Source organism: Brevibacterium aurantiacum (genome assembly GCF_900169065.1).
Taxonomy (GTDB): domain Bacteria; phylum Actinomycetota; class Actinomycetes; order Actinomycetales; family Brevibacteriaceae; genus Brevibacterium; species Brevibacterium aurantiacum.
Genome location: NZ_FXZB01000031.1, coordinates 1 through 21,009 on the forward strand (window position 1 = coordinate 1; position 21,009 = coordinate 21,009).

Annotated in this window: 18 protein-coding genes; 5 read left to right on the forward strand and 13 right to left on the reverse strand. The window is 63.2% G+C overall.

The window, feature by feature from the left end:
* The first annotated feature begins 238 nt into the window (after positions 1-238).
* Positions 239-1,240, forward strand: coding sequence for an epimerase (locus tag BAUR9175_RS16975; RefSeq protein ID WP_101584635.1), 1,002 nt, complete (start codon positions 239-241; stop codon positions 1,238-1,240).
* Positions 1,241-1,286: 46 nt separating this feature from the next.
* On the opposite strand, the gene trhO is transcribed toward BAUR9175_RS16975, so the two are convergent.
* On the reverse strand, positions 1,287-2,198 hold the full coding sequence (gene trhO / locus BAUR9175_RS16980) for an oxygen-dependent tRNA uridine(34) hydroxylase TrhO (RefSeq protein ID WP_009884372.1): 912 nt from the start codon (positions 2,196-2,198) through the stop codon (positions 1,287-1,289).
* 171 nt (positions 2,199-2,369) lie between these two features.
* Here trhO and purL point away from each other — a divergent pair, with 171 nt between their 5' ends.
* The gene (gene purL, locus BAUR9175_RS16985; protein WP_101584637.1) at positions 2,370-4,736 is read left to right on the forward strand and encodes a phosphoribosylformylglycinamidine synthase subunit PurL; all 2,367 of its coding nucleotides are present in this window, start codon (positions 2,370-2,372) and stop codon (positions 4,734-4,736) included.
* A gap of 439 nt (positions 4,737-5,175) precedes the next feature.
* Here the strand turns inward: purL and BAUR9175_RS16990 are convergent, their stop codons facing one another.
* A complete protein-coding gene (locus BAUR9175_RS16990; protein ID WP_125187738.1) occupies positions 5,176-5,883 on the reverse strand; it encodes a hypothetical protein in 708 nt (235 codons plus the stop codon).
* Positions 5,884-6,049: 166 nt separating this feature from the next.
* Here BAUR9175_RS16990 and BAUR9175_RS16995 point away from each other — a divergent pair, with 166 nt between their 5' ends.
* On the forward strand, positions 6,050-7,279 hold the full coding sequence (locus tag BAUR9175_RS16995; protein WP_069599479.1) for a cobalamin-independent methionine synthase II family protein: 1,230 nt from the start codon (positions 6,050-6,052) through the stop codon (positions 7,277-7,279).
* Positions 7,280-7,293: 14 nt separating this feature from the next.
* On the opposite strand, the gene BAUR9175_RS17000 is transcribed toward BAUR9175_RS16995, so the two are convergent.
* The 3 genes from BAUR9175_RS17000 to betC all read right to left on the reverse strand — a co-directional run bounded on the left by BAUR9175_RS17000 (position 7,294) and on the right by betC (position 11,176).
* Entirely contained in the window at positions 7,294-8,694 is a 1,401-nt protein-coding gene (locus tag BAUR9175_RS17000) for a TIGR01777 family oxidoreductase (protein WP_096161328.1), read from the reverse strand.
* A 106-nt stretch (positions 8,695-8,800) separates the two neighbouring features.
* Positions 8,801-9,409 (reverse strand): hypothetical protein, encoded by a 609-nt coding sequence (locus BAUR9175_RS17005; RefSeq protein WP_096158210.1) that lies wholly within the window; start codon positions 9,407-9,409, stop codon positions 8,801-8,803.
* 237 nt (positions 9,410-9,646) lie between these two features.
* Positions 9,647-11,176, reverse strand: a complete 1,530-nt coding sequence (betC, locus tag BAUR9175_RS17010) for a choline-sulfatase (RefSeq protein ID WP_096158209.1) — start codon at positions 11,174-11,176, stop codon at positions 9,647-9,649.
* Positions 11,177-11,327: 151 nt separating this feature from the next.
* Here betC and BAUR9175_RS17015 point away from each other — a divergent pair, with 151 nt between their 5' ends.
* Positions 11,328-12,356 carry a formylglycine-generating enzyme family protein gene (locus BAUR9175_RS17015; protein ID WP_101584638.1) on the forward strand — a complete coding sequence of 343 codons (1,029 nt, stop codon included), beginning with the start codon at positions 11,328-11,330 and terminating at the stop codon, positions 12,354-12,356.
* On the opposite strand, the gene BAUR9175_RS17020 is transcribed toward BAUR9175_RS17015, so the two are convergent.
* The 5 genes from BAUR9175_RS17020 to BAUR9175_RS17040 form a co-directional block, all read right to left on the reverse strand.
* Positions 12,315-14,450 (reverse strand): BCCT family transporter, encoded by a 2,136-nt coding sequence (locus BAUR9175_RS17020; RefSeq protein WP_096161332.1) that lies wholly within the window; start codon positions 14,448-14,450, stop codon positions 12,315-12,317. The genes BAUR9175_RS17015 and BAUR9175_RS17020 overlap by 42 nt on opposite strands.
* A gap of 274 nt (positions 14,451-14,724) precedes the next feature.
* Positions 14,725-15,039 carry a DMT family transporter gene (locus BAUR9175_RS17025; RefSeq protein WP_069599474.1) on the reverse strand — a complete coding sequence of 105 codons (315 nt, stop codon included), beginning with the start codon at positions 15,037-15,039 and terminating at the stop codon, positions 14,725-14,727.
* Positions 15,036-15,392, reverse strand: a complete 357-nt coding sequence (locus tag BAUR9175_RS17030; protein ID WP_096158206.1) for a DMT family transporter — start codon at positions 15,390-15,392, stop codon at positions 15,036-15,038. Before BAUR9175_RS17030 ends, BAUR9175_RS17025 begins: the two co-directional genes overlap by 4 nt.
* Positions 15,389-15,982: a TetR/AcrR family transcriptional regulator gene (locus BAUR9175_RS17035; protein WP_101584640.1), complete on the reverse strand. Its 594-nt coding sequence runs from the start codon at positions 15,980-15,982 to the stop codon at positions 15,389-15,391. The genes BAUR9175_RS17030 and BAUR9175_RS17035 overlap by 4 nt, the downstream gene beginning before the upstream one ends.
* A gap of 99 nt (positions 15,983-16,081) precedes the next feature.
* Positions 16,082-16,687 carry a TetR/AcrR family transcriptional regulator gene (locus BAUR9175_RS17040; RefSeq protein WP_101584642.1) on the reverse strand — a complete coding sequence of 202 codons (606 nt, stop codon included), beginning with the start codon at positions 16,685-16,687 and terminating at the stop codon, positions 16,082-16,084.
* A gap of 53 nt (positions 16,688-16,740) precedes the next feature.
* Between BAUR9175_RS17040 and BAUR9175_RS17045 the strand changes: the two genes are divergently transcribed.
* The gene (locus BAUR9175_RS17045) at positions 16,741-17,730 is read left to right on the forward strand and encodes an alpha/beta fold hydrolase (RefSeq protein ID WP_009884359.1); all 990 of its coding nucleotides are present in this window, start codon (positions 16,741-16,743) and stop codon (positions 17,728-17,730) included.
* Between the two features lie 12 nt (positions 17,731-17,742).
* On the opposite strand, the gene BAUR9175_RS17050 is transcribed toward BAUR9175_RS17045, so the two are convergent.
* The 3 genes from BAUR9175_RS17050 to BAUR9175_RS17060 all read right to left on the reverse strand — a co-directional run bounded on the left by BAUR9175_RS17050 (position 17,743) and on the right by BAUR9175_RS17060 (position 20,682).
* A complete protein-coding gene (locus BAUR9175_RS17050) occupies positions 17,743-18,534 on the reverse strand; it encodes an ABC transporter ATP-binding protein (RefSeq protein WP_009884358.1) in 792 nt (263 codons plus the stop codon).
* A 5-nt stretch (positions 18,535-18,539) separates the two neighbouring features.
* Positions 18,540-19,580, reverse strand: coding sequence for an ABC transporter permease (locus BAUR9175_RS17055; protein ID WP_009884357.1), 1,041 nt, complete (start codon positions 19,578-19,580; stop codon positions 18,540-18,542).
* A 115-nt stretch (positions 19,581-19,695) separates the two neighbouring features.
* The gene (locus tag BAUR9175_RS17060) at positions 19,696-20,682 is read right to left on the reverse strand and encodes an ABC transporter substrate-binding protein (protein WP_009884356.1); all 987 of its coding nucleotides are present in this window, start codon (positions 20,680-20,682) and stop codon (positions 19,696-19,698) included.
* Between the last annotated feature and the right edge of the window lie 327 nt (positions 20,683-21,009).

The following is a 21,009-nucleotide window of genomic DNA, read 5'->3' on the forward strand; positions in this document are numbered from 1 at the left end:
TGGACATGGCATCATTGAAACCGTCGATGAATCGACTCCAAACGAATTAGTGAACCGTAAGCCTCACGCTCAAAAATGCTGAGGCACCAACACGGATCACGCGCTCACTCCTCAGTGAGGCACCTCGCTCGAAACCGGAAATCTGATCGTGACGCCCACCACATGCACCTCACGACCCCAGATTGGTCCCGTCAGAACCCGCGCTATTGCTCGCGTCCGGCGGTGTTACGGTCGCTTTATGACTGCGGAAGAGACCTCCCTCCGACCCACGGCCGTCATCGCCGGCGCCTCCGGCTTCATCGGCACTTCACTCCTTGCGCCCCTTGAGTCCTGGGGTTATCAAGTTCGGACCATCGGCCGGGCTCCAACGTCGGGCGCACATGTCTCATGGGACGATCCGCAGGCGATTGCCGCCGCCATCGATGGTGCCGACCTGCTCATCAACTTCGCCGGCCGCAGCGTGGGCTGCAGGTACACCGATTCCAACCGACGCGACATCTGGGACTCCCGGGTGCTGACCACACGCACGCTCAACGATGCGGTCAGGGCCGCCTCGGCGCCACCGCGTCTGTGGATCAACTCGAGCACGGCCACTGTCTACCGTCATGCCATGGATCGGCCGCAGACCGAGACCGACGGGGACATCGGTGAGGGCTTCTCAGTTGATGTGGCCAAAGGCTGGGAACACGAATTCTTCCGCGGTGACCTGCCCGGTACCAGACGGGTGGCTTTGCGCATGGCGATCGTGCTCGGCGATGGTGCGGCTCTGAATATGCTCGCCACCGCAGCCAGATTCGGTGCCGGCGGCCCTCAGCTGGAGGGGCGGTGGTTCGGGCATACGAGATACCGCGGCATCGGCCCGAACGCCTCAGGCCCTCGTGTGTGGCGCAGACACGAACTCAGCCATGGCAGGCAGCGGTTCAGCTGGGTGCATATCGATGATGTGGTGCGTGCCATCCGGTTCATCGACGACCATGAGGAGATGACCGGGGCACTCAACGTCTCGAGCCCTGGCATCTCGGACAACACCACACTGATGGCGGCCCTGCGACGAGCCGTACGAATGCCGATCGGCATTCCGGCACCGCGCTGGCTGTTGGAGTTGGGAATGATGGTGCTGCGCCAGGAATCGGAACTGGTGCTCAAAAGCAGGTGGGCCTACCCGAAGCGCCTGGAGGAAGCAGGGTTCGAATTCAGGTGGACCGATATCCGGGCCGCGACGAAGAGCCTGCTGCGCTGATCTTCCGAGCGACTGCAGTGATCACCCGAGCAACTGCACCGGCAGATCAGCCAGCGGTCACCTCGGCTGGGATGCCTGCCTGCACACAGTCCGAACAGTAGGGCTGACGGTTCTTCTCGGTGCAGTCCTCGCAGCGCAAGTACTGTTGCCGGCAGTCCAGATTCGCGCAGTTGACGAAGTTCGGGGTCGGCTTCTCACACGCGACGCAGTGGCCGATCGATTCAGCACCGTCGCCGAATTCCACATGCATGCGCTTGTCGAAGACGTAGAGGGACCCGTCCCAGTATCCCGTGTTGCCGAAGGTCTCTCCATAGCGGACGATTCCGCCATCGAGCTGGTAGACCTCTTCGAAGCCGCGGTTCTTCATCAGCACGGACAGGACCTCGCAACGGATGCCGCCGGTGCAGTAGGTGACGACCGGTTTGCCCTTGAGATCGTCGTACTTGCCTGATTCGATCTCGTCGATGAAGTCTCTGGTGGTGTCCGTCTCCGGCACGATCGCGTCGCGGAACTTCCCGATCTGGGCCTCCATCGCGTTGCGTCCGTCGAAGAAGACGACCTCGTCGCCGCGTTCGTCGAGGAGTTTGTGCAGCGCACCGGGTTTGAGGTGCTCACCGCCGCCCTCGACTCCGGCTTCGGTCACCGTGATCTCGTCATCGGTGCCGAAGGTCACGAGCTCGGGCCTCACCTTGACGCTCAGCCGAGGGAAGTCATCGCCTTCGCCGTTGGACCATTTGATGTCGGCCTTCTTGAACGGCTCGTAGGACCGTGTGGCCCGCACATACTTCTTGACGTCGAAGATGTCTCCGCCGATGGTGGCATTGATGCCGTCCTTCGACACGATCACGCGCCCCTTGAGGCCGAGGCTCTCGGCCAGCGTGTGCTGCCACAGCTTGACCGCTTCGGGGTCGGCAAGAGGGGTGAATACGTAGAACAGGACGATCTTGGGAGTTGCCATGGCCCATATTCTAATTGGCGAGACCGTGGGCGGTACCCGCATGTGGCGCAGACAACTGGTCGGTTCGATCACATAATCCGCTCATCGATGAGACCGGCTTCCCCTCCTCCCCCGCACCACGGCTAAGATTGGCTCTGATGCCGTGTCGTATGAAAGGGCCATTAAGAGGACATGTCGAGTAACCTCAACTCTGCGAATTCCACGCAGGTCGAATCCCAGCAGGTCGAAACCGATCAGGCCACTTCCAAAAAGGTGAAGGAGACCGTCGAGTTCGCTGCTGCCAATCCCGACGTGGATCAGCCCTATGCCGACCTCGGGTTGAAGGCCGACGAATACGCGCAGATCCGCGAGATCCTGGGACGTCGCCCCACCTCGGCGGAGTTGGCGATGTACTCGGTCATGTGGTCCGAGCACTGCTCCTACAAGTCTTCCAAGGTCCACCTGTCGAAGTTCGGTGACAAGGTCACCGAGGACATGAAGAAGCACCTGCTCGTGGGCATCGGTGAGAACGCCGGCGTCGTCGACATCGGCGACGGCTGGGCCGTGACCTTCAAGGTCGAGTCCCACAACCACCCGAGCTACGTCGAACCCCACCAGGGCGCTGCCACCGGTGTGGGCGGAATCGTGCGCGACATCATCTCGATGGGCGCCCGGCCCGTGGCCGTGATGGATCAGCTGCGCTTCGGTGCCATCGACCACCCCGACACCTCCCGCGTGCTGCACGGAGTCGTGTCCGGAATCAGCAACTACGGCAACTCCCTGGGCCTGCCGAACATCGGCGGGGAGACCGTCTTCGACTCCGTCTACCAGGGAAATCCCCTGGTCAACGCCCTCGCCGTCGGTGTCATGCGCCACGAGGACATTCGCCTGGCCAATGCTTCAGGCAAGGGCAATAAGGTCATCCTCTTCGGTGCCCGCACCGGTGGCGACGGCATCGGCGGAGCCTCGATCCTCGCCTCTGAGTCCTTCGACGACACGAAGCCCTCGAAGCGTCCGGCTGTGCAGGTCGGCGACCCCTTCGCTGAGAAGGTCCTCATCGAATGCTGCCTCGAACTCTTCCACGCCGGAGTCGTCGAAGGCATCCAGGACCTCGGAGCCGCCGGCATCAGCTGCGCGACCTCGGAACTGGCATCCAACGGTGACGGCGGCATGCACATCGCACTCGACGACGTGCTGCTGCGCGATGAGACCCTCACCCCTGAGGAGATCCTCATGTCGGAGTCGCAGGAGCGCATGATGGCCGTGGTCACCCCCGAACGACTTGATGACTTCCTGGCGATCGTCGGCAAATGGGACGTCGAGACCTCCGTCCTCGGCGAGGTCACCGACTCCGAACGCCTCGTCATCGAATGGCACGGCGACGTCATCGTCGATGTTCCCCCACGCTCAGTCGCACACGACGGACCGGTCTACGAACGTCCGATGGCCGAGCCGTCATGGACCGCCGAGGTGGCCGCGAACACCGTGGAGGCCGCTGGCCTGGTCAAGCCTGAGAGCAACGACGAGCTGCGCTCGACCGTGCTGCAGCTGGCCGGAGCACCGAACCTGGCGTCGAAGGACTGGATCACCTCCCAGTACGACAAGTACGTGCAGGGCAACACCGCCCAGGCTTTCCCTGACGATGCCGGAGTCATCCGTGTCGACGAGGAGTCCGGGCTCGGCGTCGCCATCGCCACCGACGCCAACGGCCGCTACTGCTACCTCGATCCGGCTCGCGGGTCGGCGCTGGCGCTGGCCGAGGCCTACCGCAACGTCACCACCGCCGGGGCTATCCCTCGCGCGGTCACCGACTGCCTCAACTTCGGCTCCCCCGAGGACCCGGAGATCATGTGGCAGTTCGCGGCCGCCGTCGAAGGCCTCGCCGAGGCGTGCCAGGACATGGGAATTCCCGTGACCGGCGGCAACGTCTCCCTCTACAACCAGACCGGTGGCGTGGCCATCCACCCGACCCCGGTCGTCGGTGTCCTCGGCGTCTTCGACGATGTCACCCGCGCCACCCCGAGTGGCTGGAAGGAACCGGGCCAGACCATCTACCTGCTCGGTACGACCGAAGCCGAACTCGACGGTTCGGCGTGGGCCGACGTGACTGCCGGCCACCTCGGCGGCGTGCCACCGCAGTACAAGCCGGGTACGGAGAAGGAGCTCGGTGAGATCCTCATCAACTCCTCCCGTGATGGCATGATCGATTCCGCGCACGACCTGTCCGAAGGCGGTCTGTCGCAGGCGCTCATCGAGTCCTGCCTGCGCTATGGCACCGGTGCCCGCATCTGGCTCGACGAGGTGTGCGAACGCGACGACATCGACGTGTTCACCGCCCTGTTCTCCGAGTCCACCGCGCGTGCGATCGTGGCCGTGCCTCGCTCCGAAGAAGTCCGTTTCAAGGACATGTGCACCGCCAGGCACTTCCCGTTCATCCGCATCGGCATGACCGACACCGGCGACGAGTCACCGGTCCTCGAGGTCGTCGATCACTTCGAGATCGGTATTGACGAGCTGCGCGAGACCCACGAGGGGACGCTGCCGAAGCACTTCGGCTGAGCTGTCGGCTGAGCTTAGCTTCAGCGAGGGGATCGTCTGTCTACGGACAGGCGGTCCCCTCTGTTGATCTGCCTACGAGTCGCCTGAATCAGGCTCGCTTCCTCCACTCTTCCTGCCGGACATGTGGGCTCGACGCTTTCGTCGACTCTCACGGACAGGGCCGAGGACGGCCCAGACGGCAGCGGTGAATACGACGACGATGAGCCAGCACAGCAACCAGAACGAGTCAGCCCAGCCAGCCACGAAAATGCCCACGACCAAGAGTGCGCCGGTGATCGACGAGGCCAGCAGACAGCGATACCAATCGTTCAGCGCCGATCGTTGAGCTGGCTGGGTAGCTTCGTCCTTGGGTGATTCCGAAAAGCGTCGGGCGAACTTCCGGTCGAGAAAGCGGACGACGTCGGGACCAAAGCAGGCGACGGCGATAATCTGAGAGCATTCAGTACCCGGCGGGAAAGCGTGCGGAGGCCAGCGGGCGCACTGACCAGTCCGGCCTCGCCCCGAGCAGGTGCAGGAGCATGAAACCGGCGAGGGTCAGACCCAGACTCACAAGCTGTGTGAGCATGACCGATGTTGCGAATGAGGAACCAAGTGAGTTCAAAGCCCATTCGACAAAGGCGATCACAAGTCCCATCAGCAGCGCATAGCCAGCAGCCACGAGATGAGTCCACCAAACTCTGTTGCGCGCGAGATTCCAGGCGATAAGTGTTCCGGCCAGCACTAGTCCGCCGTGGAAGGTCCAGATGATGCTCTGGATGGTCATCGCCAGTTCGAAGCCGCCGAAGCTCCCGAAGCCGTTGAGGCTGCCGACAACACGATTCACAATGATCGGCATCAGATGCGGCAGGGCGAATGCATAGATGCTGACGGCCAAGAACAGTCCCATCCCGAACAGTCGCATCCTCATCGGGCTGGCCTTCACAACGAGAAGTGCGCCGATCCCGAGGACGATCTGGAGGATCGCCACGACGACGGTCAGGGCCGAGTACAGGGTAAAGAATTCGTGAACCACCCCGTCGAACATCATCGGCATCATCACCAATTCCGGCAGCGAGCCGATGACCAAGGCCGCCCAAAGCAGGATTCGCGCCGTCCACCCGGGACCGGCCGCCCGTTCGGGCCTTCCGGAGGAAGCCTGCTGACTCATGTCATCACTGTAGGTCCGTGGAGCGAGGACCGCACCCACTTCCCCAGCTGGCAGCCCCACCACGTGACTCATCATGACAACGCCCTCGCATGCGGACCGGCTTATGTGATTGCCTAAGGGTGAACGATTCGCCTGAAATGCCGCTTCACAACCAGAGGAGTCACACATGGCCACGATCCGCACCTCGCACGCAGGATCCTTACCCCGCACCCCCGAACTCATCGAAGCCAACAAGGTCAAGCAGGCTCAGAACCACGCCCGCCTCGCCGGCGAAACCGTCTCCGAGGCTGCGACACAGGAATTCGACGAGCTCCTCGCCGCCAGCGTGGCCGACCTCGTCAAACGCCAGAAGGACCTGGGCATCACGAACCCCAACGACGGGGAGTACGGTCATTCGATGGCCGCGGACTTCGACTACGGCGCCTGGTGGCACTACTCCTTCGCCCGCACCGGCGGACTCGAACTCGACAATGTCGACAAGTGGGATGCACCGGCCGTGCGCTCAGAACCGGGCAAGCCGGTACTGACCAGCTTCGGTGACCGCCGTGACCGCAACCTCTTCCCCGGCGTCTACGGCGACGCCAACGCCGGCACCGACACCGGTGACCAGCCGCAGTTCCCCAAGGCCACCAGCGCCATCAGCTACGTGGGCCAGGACCAGGTCGCCAGCGACATCGCCAACCTCAAAGCCGGTCTCGCGGCCGCCGGCTACGGTGAACGCGACGGCTACATCAACGCCCTGTCCCCCGGCTCGGCGTCGCGCATCGCCAATGAGTTCTACAAGACCGATGAGGAGTTCATCTGGGCGTGGGCCGATGTGCTGCGTGAGGAATACCTCGCCATCACCGAGGCGGGTCTGACAGTTCAAATCGACGACCCTTCCCTGGCCGAGAACTTCGACCAGATCAACCCGGAACCGTCCTTCGCCGACTACCGCTCGTTCATCCAGGTCCGCATCGATGCCCTCAACCACGCACTGCGCGGCATCGATCCGGCTCAGGTGCGCATCCACACCTGCTGGGGCTCCTGGCACGGACCGCACGTGACGGATCTGCCGTTCAAGGAGATCGTCGATCAGGTGCTCACGCTCAATGCCGCGGGCATCACCTTCGAAGCAGCCAACGTCCGCCACGAACACGAATGGCGGATCTGGGAAGACACGAAGCTGCCCGAGGGCAAGTACCTCATCCCGGGCATCGTCTCCCACTCCACCAACGTCGTCGAGCATCCTGAACTCGTCGCCGATCGCATCGAACGCTTCGCGAAGCTCGTCGGTCCCGACAATGTCATGGCCTCAACGGACTGCGGTCTGGGCGGACGCGTCCACCCTGAGATCGCCATTGCGAAGCTGCAGTCACTGACCGCCGGTGCCGAGATCGCCGGAAAGCGTCTCTGAGCGTTTCGCCCACTTCACGCTCCACTGCCGAGTTCCTCCTCGAGGCAGTCAGACAGCGTGGGGTGGGCGAACTGGTATCCGGTCTCTTCGAGCCTCTCCGGGCGCACCTTCTGATCGGCCAGGGCAAGCTCCTTGGCTCCGTCGGCGCCGAGCACCAGTTCCGTGACGAAACCAGGCGTTGGGATTCGAGCCGGTCGATGCAGATGGGCGGCGAGCGCCTCGGCGAACTCCCCCTGCGACACCATGTCCGGGGCCACGGCATTGACGGGTCCATGCACATAGTCGGTGAGCACCGCGTGCACATATGATCTGGCCAGATCGTCAAGGGAGACCCAGGCCAGTCCCTGTTCACCGCTGCCCAATCGGCCTCCGGCACCGGCCAAGTACAAAGGTGTCTGGAGCTTGAGGAATCCGCTCAACGAGGTCAGTGCAATACCCGAACGGATCGAGACCCGACGGATGCCCGCCTCCTCGACGCTGGCGGCTGCGGCTTCCCATTCCTGACACACGTCAGCGAGGAAGCCCTCCCCGGCAGGAGCGGTCTCGTCCACCGGCACCTCAGCATGGGAGCCGTAGATCCCGACGGCGGAAGCGCAGACGAAGACCTCGGGACGTTTCGCCTCGGGCAGGGTGCGCATCGTCACTGCCAACAGGGTCGTCGAGTCGATGCGTGAGGAGCGGATCTCCTCTTTCGCCTTCTTCGTGAACCGGGTGGCGATGGTACGCCCGCCCAAGTGAACGACCGCATCCGCCCAGGCCAGGTCGCGCGGGTTGATGATTCCCAGTTCGGGATTCCAGTGCGATTCGTATTCGACCTTCGGAGTCCGACGCACGAGCAGACGCACGAAATGTCCTGCGGTGGAGAAGAGTGCCGCGACCTGCCGGCCGACGAGTCCGCTGCCACCGGCGATGAGGATGCGTTTGCCCTTCTTGTGCGTCAGCAGCGGTGCGTTCATGCGCTCGAGAAACTCGATGTCCATGAGCATGCGCCGCTGTCTGGCCTCGAAGGTCGCTTCCAAGTTGTGGATGAGGCTGCGGTCGATCGCATCGAAGCCTGCCGGGGCCATCGAGAAGTCGATGTGGTCATCGATCTTGGTTCCCCCGGCGACCGAGGTGAACTCGTGGGTGTGCTTCCACTGACTCAGTGGGCCCTTCTTGAGTTCATCGACGAAGGAGAACCGGGACGGTCCCTCGGAATGGATGGAGCTGAATGGTCGCCGGACGAGGCCGTAGCTGCCGGGCACACTCGTTCTGACCTGGGCCACCGACCCGGGTGCGAGCGGAGGGTAGCTCTCCTCGACGATCTCCTGGGCCCAGTGCGGGGACAGCCGAGTCAGTGCTCCGGGCTGTGCGTGCCAGAGATAGGTTGTCTCGGCGGCGAGCGGGACTTCAGATGTCCACTCGAAATTGGTCATGACATCCCTCCTACTCCAGATGATGCCACCGGAGTCTGAGAGTGTGACCTGCAACTCGCCCAATGCTGAGTGAATTATCCCCGCCGAGGTGGGGGCCGGGTCAGGGTCACCGTTCCTCCGGTGCAAAGGAGAAGAACACACTGCTGGTGGCTACTTGTGTCAATGCCGTTCGTCTATCCGAATTCGAGTCCGACCATCCGCTGATGCTCACGTGGATCAGGGTGCCGTCCCTGACCGCTTTGATTCCCACATCGTGCCCATGACCTGCTGTTGCCACATCGCAGATATACCCCTCGTAGTCGGGATCAGCGAGCCAGTCGCAGTCGGGCCCACTGGATTCGTCCTGCACTCTCGTGCGGGTCTCGTCTTCGTCGCTGACCTGTTCGACCTCGACGGTGATCGCTGGGTGCTTCGCATCTCGGGGTGTGATGATGCAGTCGGTTGCCTCCGAGTCCACTCCGACTCCTTCGTCCTGCGCCCGAGCCGCGGTACCGGTCGTGCTCACATCGGTCGTGCCGAGCACCTCCTCGACTACGGCCTCGTCGACAAGACCGCAGACTGGCTCCGCTTGGACACTCACCTGCGGTGTGTTCTCTGTCTTCGCCGAACGGTCATCCGTGCTGGCCTCGCCCATACTGCATGCGGTGATCGCCGCTGCGGCACCGATCACGACAGGCCACGCCAGGTATCGTCTCGAGGGTTTGTCAGTGAGCATGCCTGTCCTCCCGGCCATGTTCGTCCGCGCCGACAAGCAACTCAGCTTGTCTCGGTCGACCGCACTTCCACCGTACAGCGACCCGGGTCTGAGCGGCGCAATGATCGCGGAGTCGTCGAGCGCACGCCTCACCGTCGAGAGCCGACCGGAGCGCGGAGAGCCGACCGCAGGGACTCACCTTTCGATGATGCGGTCGGCTCTCGACGACTTCGCGGCTAGCCAGCGCAGCCCGCGCCCTCAGGCGGTGGTGTCGGGGATCTTTCCGAACCTGAAAGCGGTCCAGAAGTCTCCGCGCACGTAGCCGTTCTCGGGTTCCGGATCAAAGTCCCAGTGCCGGACCGTGCCGATCTTGAGCGCATCGGCGACGAGCTGCCGACTCGACTGGCTGCCGAGCACATGCTCTTCGAGATGCTCGAGGTCATAGCGCGAGTCGAGCTCTGCGCGCATCGTGGCCACGAGTTCGGCATATGCGGCATCGCCGGCCCGATTGACCAGCTCGTCGGGATCGGATTCGAGGTCGAAGAGCAGCTCGGGATCGCCCGGGCAGATCGTGAGCTTGTACTGTCCGCGGATGAGTGTGACCTGCGGCCGGTACGTGCCTTCGGCGAAGTATTCGATGATGACGTCGCGGTCAGCGGGTCCGGTCTCCCCCGCTGCCTCCTGCCGGGCGGACTCGAACAGGGAGACGCCAGTCGCAGCAGGGTCCGAGGTACCTGCCAGTTCCAACAACGTCGGCATCAGGTCGACGAGGCTCACGGGGTTGGCATACCGACCCGGCGTGACCGCCTCGGCGGGGCCGTTGATGATGATCGGGACACGAGATGACTGCTCGTACGGGGACATTTTGTACCACAGCCCCTTCTCCCCCAGCATGTCTCCGTGGTCGCTGGTGACGATGATGACCGTGTTGTCCTCGAGCTCGAGTTCACGCAGGCGCTGACGGATCTTGCCGATGTGATCATCGATGTAGCTCACTGCCGCATAGTAGGCCCGACGTGCCCGACGGATGTCCTCGGTGCCCGGCTCCTTCTTGTCCAGTCCGCTCATCGTGCGCAGCCGGTGGCTGTGCGGATCCTCGGCGATGTCGGGAACCTCGGGGTGGGCTGGGTCGGGGATCTCCACCTCGGCGAACCTGTCCCAGTGCTCGCGCGGCGGCTCGTACGGGTCGTGCGGGTGGATGAACGAGGTGACCATGAGGAACGGCTGGTCCTCGCCGGCGGCCTGGTTGGCCCGCACCCGTCCGTTGAGGTGACGCAGGGTCCGGAAGATCACCTCGTCATCGAAGTCCTGCTGGACGTTGGCCTTCGCGGCACCGGCGGTGAAGACCGGATCGGCCTCGTGGTACCACTGCAGCTTCTGATCCAATGGCCGCTGCCAGTCGGGGACCATGTCGAGGTCGGCCGGGTAGACGTCGGTGGTCAGGCGCTCTTCGAAACCGTGGTGCTGATCGGGGCCGATGAAGTGCATCCGCCCGATGAGCGCGGTGTGGTAGCCGAGCTTGCGCAGACGGTGGGCGAACGTCGGCACCGAGGCGGCGAAGTCATCACCGTTGTCGAGGCAGTCGATGTCGGAGGGCATCCGGCCCGTCATCATCGACGCCCGCGAGGGTGAGCACAACGGAGTGTTGCAGTAGGCGCGATCGAAGACCGCTCCGTCGGCTGCCAGGGCATCCATGTTCGGGGTGAGTGCTGCGGTGTCTCCGTAGGCTCCCAGTGCCTGAGCGGCCATCTGGTCGGCCTGAATCACTACGATGTTCGGTGGTTGCATATGCTGGTCACGTCCTTTCTCAAAAACGTCAGGTCTGCTCTCTGTGAAAGCATGGTCTGCGAAGTCAACTGCGGTGAAGACCTGCGCAGGTGTGAAGATGGATCAGGTTCGTACGAACCTGTTTCTCAGATGTGGATTGAAGGTGGCATCGATGGCCTCATGCTGCGGCCCGGCACGGAACTCGCCCATCGGAGCGAGCCAAGAAGAGGCTTCGCCCGCCGAGGTGAGTGTTGAGCGAGAAGAATCCCGCACCGAGGTGCGAATGTCGGGCGGGGAATCGACCGCTGCGTCCGCTGCCCAGGGGCAGCTGCTGGCAGAGCTCGCGGCTCTGGCTCCGCAGGATCTGGCAATGATCGGCCTGGCCGGCGGCAGTTTCCTCATGGGCAGCGAAGACCCGCTGGCCTATCCCGATGACGGGGAAGGCCCGGTCCGCGAGGTCAGCGTCGACGGCTTCGCGATCGCGGCAACGACGGTCACGGTCGCCGAATACGCCGCGTTCGTCGCAGCGACAGGACATCGCACCGATGCCGAAACTCATGGTGACTCCTTGGTCTTCACCGGCCTGCTGGCCGAAGGTCTGGCCGAGACCACTCCCTCTGTGCAGGCTACCCCCTGGTGGCGTCCGGTAACAGGGGCCACCTGGCTTCACCCCTCCGGGCCCGGGCCAAGCGGTGTTCCCAGTGTTCCGGGCTCGACGCTCGAGGGTGCGAGTCTCAACGACTGGGCCAGGCATCCGGTCACCCACGTCTCCCATGCCGACGCCGAGGCATATGCCCAGTGGGTGGGCGCCCGACTGCCGACGGAGACCGAATGGGAGTTCGCCTCCCGCGGCGGCCTCGAACAGCAGCCCTACCCCTGGGGTTCGGTTCGCGAACCCCAGGGACTGGCCCACATGAACACCTTCACCGGTGTCTTCCCCAACGCACCGACGATGCCGGTGGGCACCGTTCCTGCCGACGCGTTCGCGCCCAACGGCTTCGGCCTGCACAACACGACCGGAAACGTCTGGGAATGGACGAGCAGTCATTTCAGCGACCACGACCAGCGCCCGGTTCTGCGCGGCGGATCCTACATGTGCCATGACTCGTATTGCCGGAGGTATCGAACCTCGGCACGCTCGGCCGCGACACCGGACACATCACTCGGTCACACGGGATTCCGTTTGGCCATCGACCTCTGACCTCGCCGAGGTGGCTTCGGAGTCTTCGTCCCCGTCGTCCTCGGCGTCGGTCGTTTCAGGCGTCCACCCGTCGGCCCACTCGCCGGTCTCGTAGTCATAGCCGACCGGTTCTCCATCGGCATTCGTGCGCTGGTACCAGCCGGTGTAGTCCTCGTGTTCGGAGTCGATGCCGCCGTTGGCGCCATCACCCGGATCGGTCTGCACAACCTGGAAGGCGAAGTCGTCACCGAACTGATCGGCACCGGCGACCACCGCGTTGTCGACGGCATTCTGCGCGTACTTGCGGCGTAGCGCGAGCGGGTCGGTGCGCAGCTCCTTGAACCACGCGACGATGATGAAGAGCATGATGATGGCGAACGGCACCGCTGTGACGATGACGAGCTGCTGCAATCCTTCCAAGGCACTGGCGTTACCGAGGAGGAGCATGACGACCGCGATGCCCGACATCACGAGACCCCAGAAGACCACGACCCATTTCTTGGGTTCCTGGTCGCCGCGGCTTGTCAGCATACCCATCACAACCGACGCGGAGTCCGCAGAGGTGATGAAGAAGATTGCGAGGACGACGATTGCGACGAAGGGCAGCCATTCGACGAAGGGGAGGTTGTCGATGAGGGTGAAGAACACCTCGGGGGCAGCCATGCTGTCGGAGAACCCGGCCGCACCCTCCCGGTACATCCAGATCGAAGTTCCGCCCATGATGCCGTAGGCGACGAAGAGCAGTGTCGAAGGGATGAAGATCGTGCCGAGGATGAACTGGCGGATGCTGCGGCCCCGTGAGATGCGGGCGATGAACGTTCCGACGAATGGGGACCAGGAGATCCACCAGGCCCAGTAGTAGACGGTCCACACGGACTGGAATTCCTGTGTCTCAGCACCCCACGACAGGGACTTGCCCATCATGTCGAAGAGTGAGCCCAGGTACTCCATGAGCGCCGAGGGCAGCAGGTTGAGCAGGAACAGCGTCGGACCCAGGAAGAGGACGAGAGCGACGATGCCGACAGTGAGGATGATGTTGATGCTCGACAGGTAGCGGATGCCCTTCGAGACACCGGAGACCGCGGAGATGATGAAGCCCACGGTGAGGACGCAGATGATGACGACGAGCATGTTGTTCGTCATCGGTCCCGCCCCGCTGACGATGCTCACGCCCGTGCCGATCTGCATCGCGGCAATACCCAAGGCGGCAGCGGTTCCGAACAGGGTTGCCACGATCGCGAAGATGTCGACGAGCTTGCCGGCGAAGCCCTCGGACTGGCGTTTGCCGAAGAGGGTCTGGAAGATCGAAGACAGCAGCAGCGAACGTCCGCGCCGGTAGGCGGCATAGGCGATCGCGCCGCCGACCAGGGCATACATCGCCCAAGCGTGGAAGCCCCAGTGGAAGTAGGTCTGAGCCATGGCCCCGTGCAGGGCCTCTGTCGATTCTGGGTCATTCGTCAGCGGTGGTGGGCTGATGAAGTACGTCAGCGGTTCGGACGGGCCGAAGAACAGCACGCCGATGCCGATTCCTGCGGCGAAGAGCATCGCCACCCAGGAGAAAGTGCTGAATTCCGCCTTCTCATCGTCCTTGCCCAGCGGGATCTTGCCATAGGAGGAGAACGCGAGGATGAGGAGGGCGACGAGGATGATGATCGCGACGACGTTGAAGAACCAGCCGACGTTCATCGTTGCCCAGTCATAGGCGGTCCGAGCCACCGAGGCGACGCTTGAGGGGCTGGTGATGCCCCAGATGACGAAGGCCACGGTGAGTGTGCCAGCGACGGCGAAGATGACCTTGTCGAGGGAGTAGCGGCGACGCTGCTCGTCGATCGCGATGCCCGGCACAAGGATCGGGTGGGTGTTGTGCGGGTACTGTGTGTTGTTCTCCGGCTCGTCTTCGCTCGGATGCCGGGGGCGACTGTAGTCGAGCTTGCCCAGGTTCTTGCCGGTCTCGCGGCTCACTCGCCTGGCGTCGGCCTTGAGCTTATCGCGTGAGGCTCGGCGTTCGGGACGCAACGACCCGGAACCGTCCGAGCCGAGAGTCGGTGCGTTGGCACCAGTATCGGAATCTGTTCCGGCGGGTTGGGAATTGTCTGGCGTGGAGTCATCGGACATGCAGCGATGGCCCTTTCTCAATCGTTGAGGAAACGGAAGATCAGAAGTTGCCAACGTGGCCTAAGGCTCTGAACCGCACCACCCGATTGCTGCACCTTCCCATGAATCATTGGCGTAACCAGCCGTGGGATGGGGTGCTGTGCGCGTGGCAGAAAGGGTCCGGGCACAGAGGTCTGCCCTGAAAATACCCGCCTGTGCCATACTTTCGGACCCTAACAGCTTCCTGTGAGCTTCTCAAAGGAATCCTGGCACTACCCGGCGCAGAAGAGGAAGTTCAGCCGAGCTCGACGAGGATGACTCCGACGACGATGCAGCCGATCCCCAACATCATCCGTCGGGTCAGCGGATCTTTCCAGATCACGCGCCCGAGCAGGCAGACCAGGACGACGCCGATGGCCGACCACAGACCGTAGGCCACGCCGAGAGGCATCCCCGCGGCGAGGGTGAGGCTGAGGAAGAAGAACGCCAGGGCATAGCCCGCGCCCACGGGAATGAGCCACCGCTTCCGGTGCATTCCGACGCTGGCGCGCAGACTCAGGGTGGCACCGACTTCGCAGACGACGGACAGCAGCAGCCAGAACCAGCTCATGCGGTCACCTCCTCGCCCGTTTCACGAGGTTTGTCCTTGGTCGAGGTTTCGATCAGGACGACGCCGACGATGATGATCGCGATCCCGATCATGGCGCCGATGCTCAGAGTGTCACCGAAGACGACCATTCCCAGAACGGCGACGAGAGCAACACCGAAGGCGGCCCAGGTCCCGTAGACGACTCCGATCGGCAGGCCCAAGCGAAGGGTGAGCCCAAGGAGAGTGAATGCCAGCGCGTAGGAGATGACGACGAGGGGAATCCAGAGGGGATTCTCGATGGTGGCTCGCAGCATCAGCGTTCCAGCGACTTCGGCGATGATAGCGCCGGTCAGCAGCGCCCATTTCCTCTTCATGCGTCCACCTCCTGCGCTGTCTTTTCCTGCTCTGTCTCTTCCTGTGCTGCCTCTGCGCTGTCGACGAGTGCCAGCGCGTGACCCCGGACGACTGCGAGGTCATCGGCCAGGAACACTCCGGTGGCCTCTGACATCCAGGCACCGTCGGCGCAGAATCGGGCCGTCGTCAGCAGGCCGCGAGCGCTTGCGCCGAGACCTGAGATGTCGAACCACGGGCTGAGGCAGCGATCCCACGACGCGGCGAGCGTCGGGTGGTAGAGCGCATCGGAGAAGATCCAATAGTCGGCCCGTGACACCTCGGCCGTGGTCGCGACAGAGACGTAGGCGCGATGCCGCTCGAATGCAGACAGCTCGACGGGCTCACTGCCGGTATGGTCGTGCAGTCGTTGATGCCACTGCTGCGCTGCGTGATCGACGATGCCGAGCATGAGCGCTTCCTTGTTCGGGAAGTGATACATCAGTCCCGGTTTCGTCAGGCCCGCAGCCTGAGCGACGGACTCGAGCGAGATGGTGACTCCTTGGATGGAGTCATTGCTCTCAGCAAGCGTCTTCGCAGCCTGCAGAATGCGCGCACGTGTGTCATTGACCATGCCTTTACTTTACCTTCCGGTAGGTAAAGTCCGCGAGGGGTGGGCAGGGTGAGACCAGTCACCGCCCGGTGCTGAGCGGCCACGCTCAGCGGGCAAGGCTCAGCCGGCCAGGTAGCGCGCCTCGATCAGCTCCACGATCTCTTCGCTGGCAGCCACAGCATCGAACTTCGGGTCTTCGACAGCCTCGGCGACTACCGCGTCGATGGCTCCGCCGATGATGAGCGCGGCGGTGCGCAGCTCGACTTCATCCGTTGCTCCGCGCGACTTTCGCGCCGCTGCCAGAAGGTCTGCCACCGGCTTCCACTGTGCCGAGCTCTCCGCCCGCTCCCCTCCGTGGATCAGTGCTTCGATGCTCACGCGGGCGTGGCTGGGATACCTGACGAAATGAGCCACCAGGGAACGCACATATGCAGCGGGACGCTCCTCCACCTCGGCGGTCTCAACCGCTCCACCGACCGATTCGACTACCGCGTCGAGCACATGCCGGTACACACTGCTGACCAGATTGGACTTGTCGGTGAAGTGGTAGAGGACGGTCGGCTTTGTCACTCCTGCGCGGTCAGCGATCTGTGACAGCGACACACCTGAATACCCATGATCAGAGAGGAGCTCGATGGTGACGTCGATGATCTGCACGCGCCGGGCACGCCGGGTGAAGGTCAACGCCGGTTCACGTGATCGTGCCTCTGCAGAGTCTTGTGTCATGCAGCGATTCTACCTTACGGTAGAAGTACTGACCGATCGTTAGAGGGGATCTGATGGACTCTGACAATGAACGACGCACCCGACCGTGGCTGCTGCGTCCTCGGGTGCTCGTGCCGATGATCGCTGCCCTGTCGATCGCGGCCCTCTGCGGATACTTCCTCCGGTCCCCATCGCCTGTCGGCCATTGGAACAACGCCGAGGGGGAGGCCGAGTTCTTCACCGCCTACGATCAGGCATTCGAAAGTATGCCGGAGCCGGCGGAGACGATGGACGTTCGCACCAGCTTCGGCGTTGTCCGCGTCTACCGGTTCGCCGGGACCGGAGACGCTTCACCGATGCTGCTGTTGCCGGGAACCGCTTCGTCGACACCGGTCTGGGCGGACAACATGCCGTCTCTGCTCAAGCTCGGCGACGTCTACACACTCGATCTCCTCGGCGAACCAGGCCGCAGCATCCAGGCATCTCCGATTTCCGATGCTGAGGACGAAGCCGAATGGCTCGCCGAGGCGATCGCTGCGCTTCCAGAGGACTCGGTGAACCTGATCGGGCTCTCGTTGGGCGGTTGGACGGCGGCCAATCTCGCCATCCGTCACCCGCAGCACGTGAAGACGCTGACCCTCATCGATCCTGTCCAGACCTTCGACGGCATACCAGTGGAGACGATCCTGCGCGCGATCCCCGCCACCGTGCCGTGGTTTCCCAAGGCCGGACGCGATGCCTTCAATTCGTATACGGCCGGAGGCATCGAGGTCGAGGATGTGCCGGTGGCAGACATGATCGAGGCCGGGATGCACCACTACTCGATGAAGAAGCCCCAACCGACTCGGATCACGGAACCGGAGCTGACCGACCTATCGATGCCCGTCCTCGCGATCATTGCGGGACGCTCGGTCATGCATGACCCGGAAACCGCCACAGCAACGGCACGGCGAGCTCTGGGCACCGAAGCAGTCCAAGTCTATGACGACGCCTCGCATGCCCTCACCGGAGAATATCCCGACGAGATCGCAGCCGACATCGGGGACTTCATCACTCGCCCCTGACTAGCGGCCCCGTCAGTTCAGCAGTGCCCGGTCCCCCAGTGTCGCGCCCTTGAGCTTGGAGAATTCACCCAGCAGAGTCTTCACCGTCAGCGACTTCTTCTCTTCAGCCGAGGCCTGATAGATGATCTCGCCCTCGTGCATCATGATGAGCCTGTTGCCCAGCGCGATCGCCTGTTCCATGTTGTGCGTGACCATGAGCGTGGTCAGCCCGTCATTGGACACGATCTTCTGCGTCAGATCCGTCACGAGTGCCGCACGCTGCGGGTCGAGTGCTGCGGTGTGCTCGTCGAGCAGCAGGATGCGCGGCTGGGTGAACCCGGCCATGAGGAGACTCAGCGCCTGGCGCTGTCCGCCGGAGAGCAGACCCACCTTGGTCTTCAACCTGTTCTCCAGGCCGAGTTCCAACGTGGCCAGCTCATCGCCGAACAGGTCCCGCCTCGCCGAGGTGGTCCCTCGCCCCAGCCCCCGTGTCTTGCCGCGCTTGAGCGCCAGAGACAGGTTCTGTTCGATCGTGAGGTCCGGAGCGGTGCCGGCCATCGGATCCTGGAATACTCGACCCAGATACTTGGCTCGCTTGTACTCGGGCATCCGGGATACCTCGGCGCCGTCGATCGTGATCGATCCGGAGTCGATGGGAAGTCGGCCCGAGATCGTGTTGAGCAGGGTCGACTTTCCCGCGCCGTTGGAGCCGATGACGGTGACGAAGTCGGACTCTTCGAGTTCGAGGGACAGGTTCTGCAGGGCCTTGCGTTCGTTGACGGTGCCGGGGAAGAAGGTCTTCGAGATGGTGTCGATCTTGAGCATGTGTCTCAGTCCTCCTTCGATTCTGAGCCGGCAGCTGTGCCTGCGGCCTTCGCAGACGACCCCGCGGTGACGCCGGTGGTGTCTTCACGGATGTCGACCGTGCCGGCAGGAACCTGGGCGCCCGCTTCGTTGGCAGGATCGTCGGCGGCCACACCCTTCTCGGGGGCCCGATTGCCACGGGATCTCAACGAGGGTATCCGTTTGAGGAATCCCCATCTGGGCAGCAGGAGCGCAATCACGACGAGCAGCGCGGTCGTCAGCTTCATGTCGTTGGTGTCGAGTCCGGCGCGCAGGGCCAGGAAGATGATGAGACGGTAGATGACCGAACCCATGAGGGCGCCGAGGCTGGCCATGAAGATGTTGCGGCTGCCGAAGACTGCCTGGCCCAGAATGACCGAGGCGAGTCCGACGAGGATGAGGCCGATGCCCATGCTGATGTCGGAGAACCCTTGGTATTGGGCGATGAGGGCGCCGCAGAGTGCGACGAAGCCGTTGGACAGCGCCAGCGTGAGCATCGTCGTGTTGTCGGTGTTGACGCCGAGGCTGCGGATCATCTGTCGGTTGTTGCCGTTGGCCTGGATCGCCAGTCCCAGGTCGGTGGTGAGGAACCAGTCGATGGCGAACTTGAGGATGAGGGTGAAGGCGAGCAGCACGGCGATGGAGACCCAGGTGCCCAGCAGCATGTTCTCCCGCAGTGGGGTGAACACGGTGTCCTCTCGCAGGAGCGGGAGGTTCGCCTTGCCCATGATGCGCAGATTGATCGACCACAGACCGATCATCGTCAGAATTCCGGCGAGCAGTCCGTCGATTCCGCCCTTGGTGTGGAGGAGTCCGGTGATGTAGCCGGCGATGAGTCCTGCACCGATGGCTGCCAAGGTTGCCAGGAAGGGGTTGACCCCGGCAATGATCAAGGATGCTGCGGTGGCACCACCCGTGGTGAAGCTTCCGTCGACGGTGAGGTCGGGGAAGTTGAGAACCTTGAAGGTCAGGTAGACCCCGAGCGCCATCGCTCCGTAGATGAGCCCGAGTTCCAGTGCTCCGAACATGTGTTTCCGATCAGGTGGTGATGTGAGGCGTGGGTAGGTGTCGCCGGCCGGTCACGGGACCAGGGAGGTCACGAGACTCGGCCGATCACGGAACGCGGCCGGCGACGGGGGTTGATCAGTCGATGACCTTGTCTGCTTCGTCGATGAGCTCCTTCGGAATCTCAACGCCCTGGGCCTTGGCAGCCTTCGGGTTGACGACGAGTTCGAGGTCGGAGCTGGTCTCGACTGGCATATCGGCTGGCTTCTCTCCATCCTGGAGGATCTTCAGCGCCATCTTGCCGGTCTGCTCGCCCAGCTTCGTGTAGTCGATGCCGCGAGTGATCGCCGCACCCTGCTCCACCTGGCCGGCTTCCGAGCCGACGAGGAGCGCCTTGTTCTTCTCGGCCGCCTGGACCATGGTTGTCACGGCGGAGACGACATTGTTGTCGGTCGGAACATAGTAGGCGTCGACCTTGCCGAGGGAGTCCACAGCCTGCGCCAGCTCACTGGAGTTGGCGATCGTGGCTTCCTTGATCTCGACGCCCATGTCCTTCGCAGCCTTCTTGGCAAGATCCACCTGCACCTGCGAGTTGACCTCGCCGGAGCTGTAGACGATGCCGACGGTCTTGGCATCGGGCTTGAGTTCCTTGACCAGTTCAAGCTGATCGGCGACGGGGTTGAGGTCGGAGGTACCGGTGACGTTTGCGCCCGGTGCATCGTCGGACTTCACGAGGCCTGCTTCTTGGGCGTCGGTGACGGCGGTGAAGAGCACAGGAATGTCGGTGATCGCCTGCGCGGCTGCCTGTGCGGCTGGAGTGGCCACTGCGAGGACGAGGTCGAGGTCCTCGTTGGCGAAGGTCTGCGCGATCGAGGTCGCATTGGCCTGCTCGCCCTGAGCGTTCTGCTCATCCCATTCGACAGTGACATCAGCATCTTTGAAGGACTTCTTGAATCCGGCACTGGCCGCGTCGAGCGCCGGGTGCTGAACCAGCTGGGAGATGCCGATCGAGTAGGAATCGCCGCCCTCGCCCTCGCCGCCTGAACCGTCTCCACCTGAACAGGCTGACACCGCAATAACCGAACTCACCGCCACAATCGCTGTGGCCAGACGCCTGAGACGCATTCTTCTCCCCTTTGAAAAAAACCGGTCCACCTGTGCAGAACCGGGACGAACCCTGTCACTAGTTCCCGGTCGGGCCCATCGGTGGGTCGCACGTGGAACTGCAGACGACCCATGCGCCGACGCGGCTCAGATCATTCTGATTCCGCAGTCGATCAGGGTGCGACTGTGATGACAACAACTCTATTGGGCGCCACTGACACGGCCGACCAAAACGAGGTTTTGGAGACAATCGTCCCAGTATTGTTATCTGTCGCGACAAACGTCCCCTGGTGCCGCACATCCGCCACCCAAGCGTCCCGGTCCGGCGTCCCCGCGGGGACGCCGGAC

Excerpts from the sequence above, each read along its gene's own strand:
- BAUR9175_RS17055 (WP_009884357.1), bottom strand. The coding sequence starts at position 19,580 with ATGTTCGGAGCACTGGAACTCGGGCTCATCTACGGAGCGATGGCGCTC.
- betC (WP_096158209.1), bottom strand. The coding sequence starts at position 11,176 with ATGCAACCACCGAACATCGTAGTGATTCAGGCCGACCAGATGGCCGCT.
- BAUR9175_RS16975 (WP_101584635.1), top strand. The coding sequence starts at position 239 with ATGACTGCGGAAGAGACCTCCCTCCGACCCACGGCCGTCATCGCCGGC.
- BAUR9175_RS17030 (WP_096158206.1), bottom strand. The coding sequence starts at position 15,392 with ATGAAGAGGAAATGGGCGCTGCTGACCGGCGCTATCATCGCCGAAGTC.
- BAUR9175_RS17045 (WP_009884359.1), top strand. The coding sequence starts at position 16,741 with ATGGACTCTGACAATGAACGACGCACCCGACCGTGGCTGCTGCGTCCT.
- BAUR9175_RS17020 (WP_096161332.1), bottom strand. The coding sequence starts at position 14,450 with ATGTCCGATGACTCCACGCCAGACAATTCCCAACCCGCCGGAACAGAT.
- BAUR9175_RS17015 (WP_101584638.1), top strand. The coding sequence starts at position 11,328 with ATGGCCTCATGCTGCGGCCCGGCACGGAACTCGCCCATCGGAGCGAGC.
- BAUR9175_RS17035 (WP_101584640.1), bottom strand. The coding sequence starts at position 15,982 with ATGGTCAATGACACACGTGCGCGCATTCTGCAGGCTGCGAAGACGCTT.
- BAUR9175_RS17025 (WP_069599474.1), bottom strand. The coding sequence starts at position 15,039 with ATGAGCTGGTTCTGGCTGCTGCTGTCCGTCGTCTGCGAAGTCGGTGCC.
- BAUR9175_RS16990 (WP_125187738.1), bottom strand. The coding sequence starts at position 5,883 with ATGAGTCAGCAGGCTTCCTCCGGAAGGCCCGAACGGGCGGCCGGTCCC.
- BAUR9175_RS17060 (WP_009884356.1), bottom strand. The coding sequence starts at position 20,682 with ATGCGTCTCAGGCGTCTGGCCACAGCGATTGTGGCGGTGAGTTCGGTT.
- BAUR9175_RS17005 (WP_096158210.1), bottom strand. The coding sequence starts at position 9,409 with ATGCTCACTGACAAACCCTCGAGACGATACCTGGCGTGGCCTGTCGTG.
- BAUR9175_RS17000 (WP_096161328.1), bottom strand. The coding sequence starts at position 8,694 with ATGACCAATTTCGAGTGGACATCTGAAGTCCCGCTCGCCGCCGAGACA.
- trhO (WP_009884372.1), bottom strand. The coding sequence starts at position 2,198 with ATGGCAACTCCCAAGATCGTCCTGTTCTACGTATTCACCCCTCTTGCC.
- purL (WP_101584637.1), top strand. The coding sequence starts at position 2,370 with ATGTCGAGTAACCTCAACTCTGCGAATTCCACGCAGGTCGAATCCCAG.
- BAUR9175_RS16995 (WP_069599479.1), top strand. The coding sequence starts at position 6,050 with ATGGCCACGATCCGCACCTCGCACGCAGGATCCTTACCCCGCACCCCC.
- BAUR9175_RS17050 (WP_009884358.1), bottom strand. The coding sequence starts at position 18,534 with ATGCTCAAGATCGACACCATCTCGAAGACCTTCTTCCCCGGCACCGTC.
- BAUR9175_RS17040 (WP_101584642.1), bottom strand. The coding sequence starts at position 16,687 with ATGACACAAGACTCTGCAGAGGCACGATCACGTGAACCGGCGTTGACC.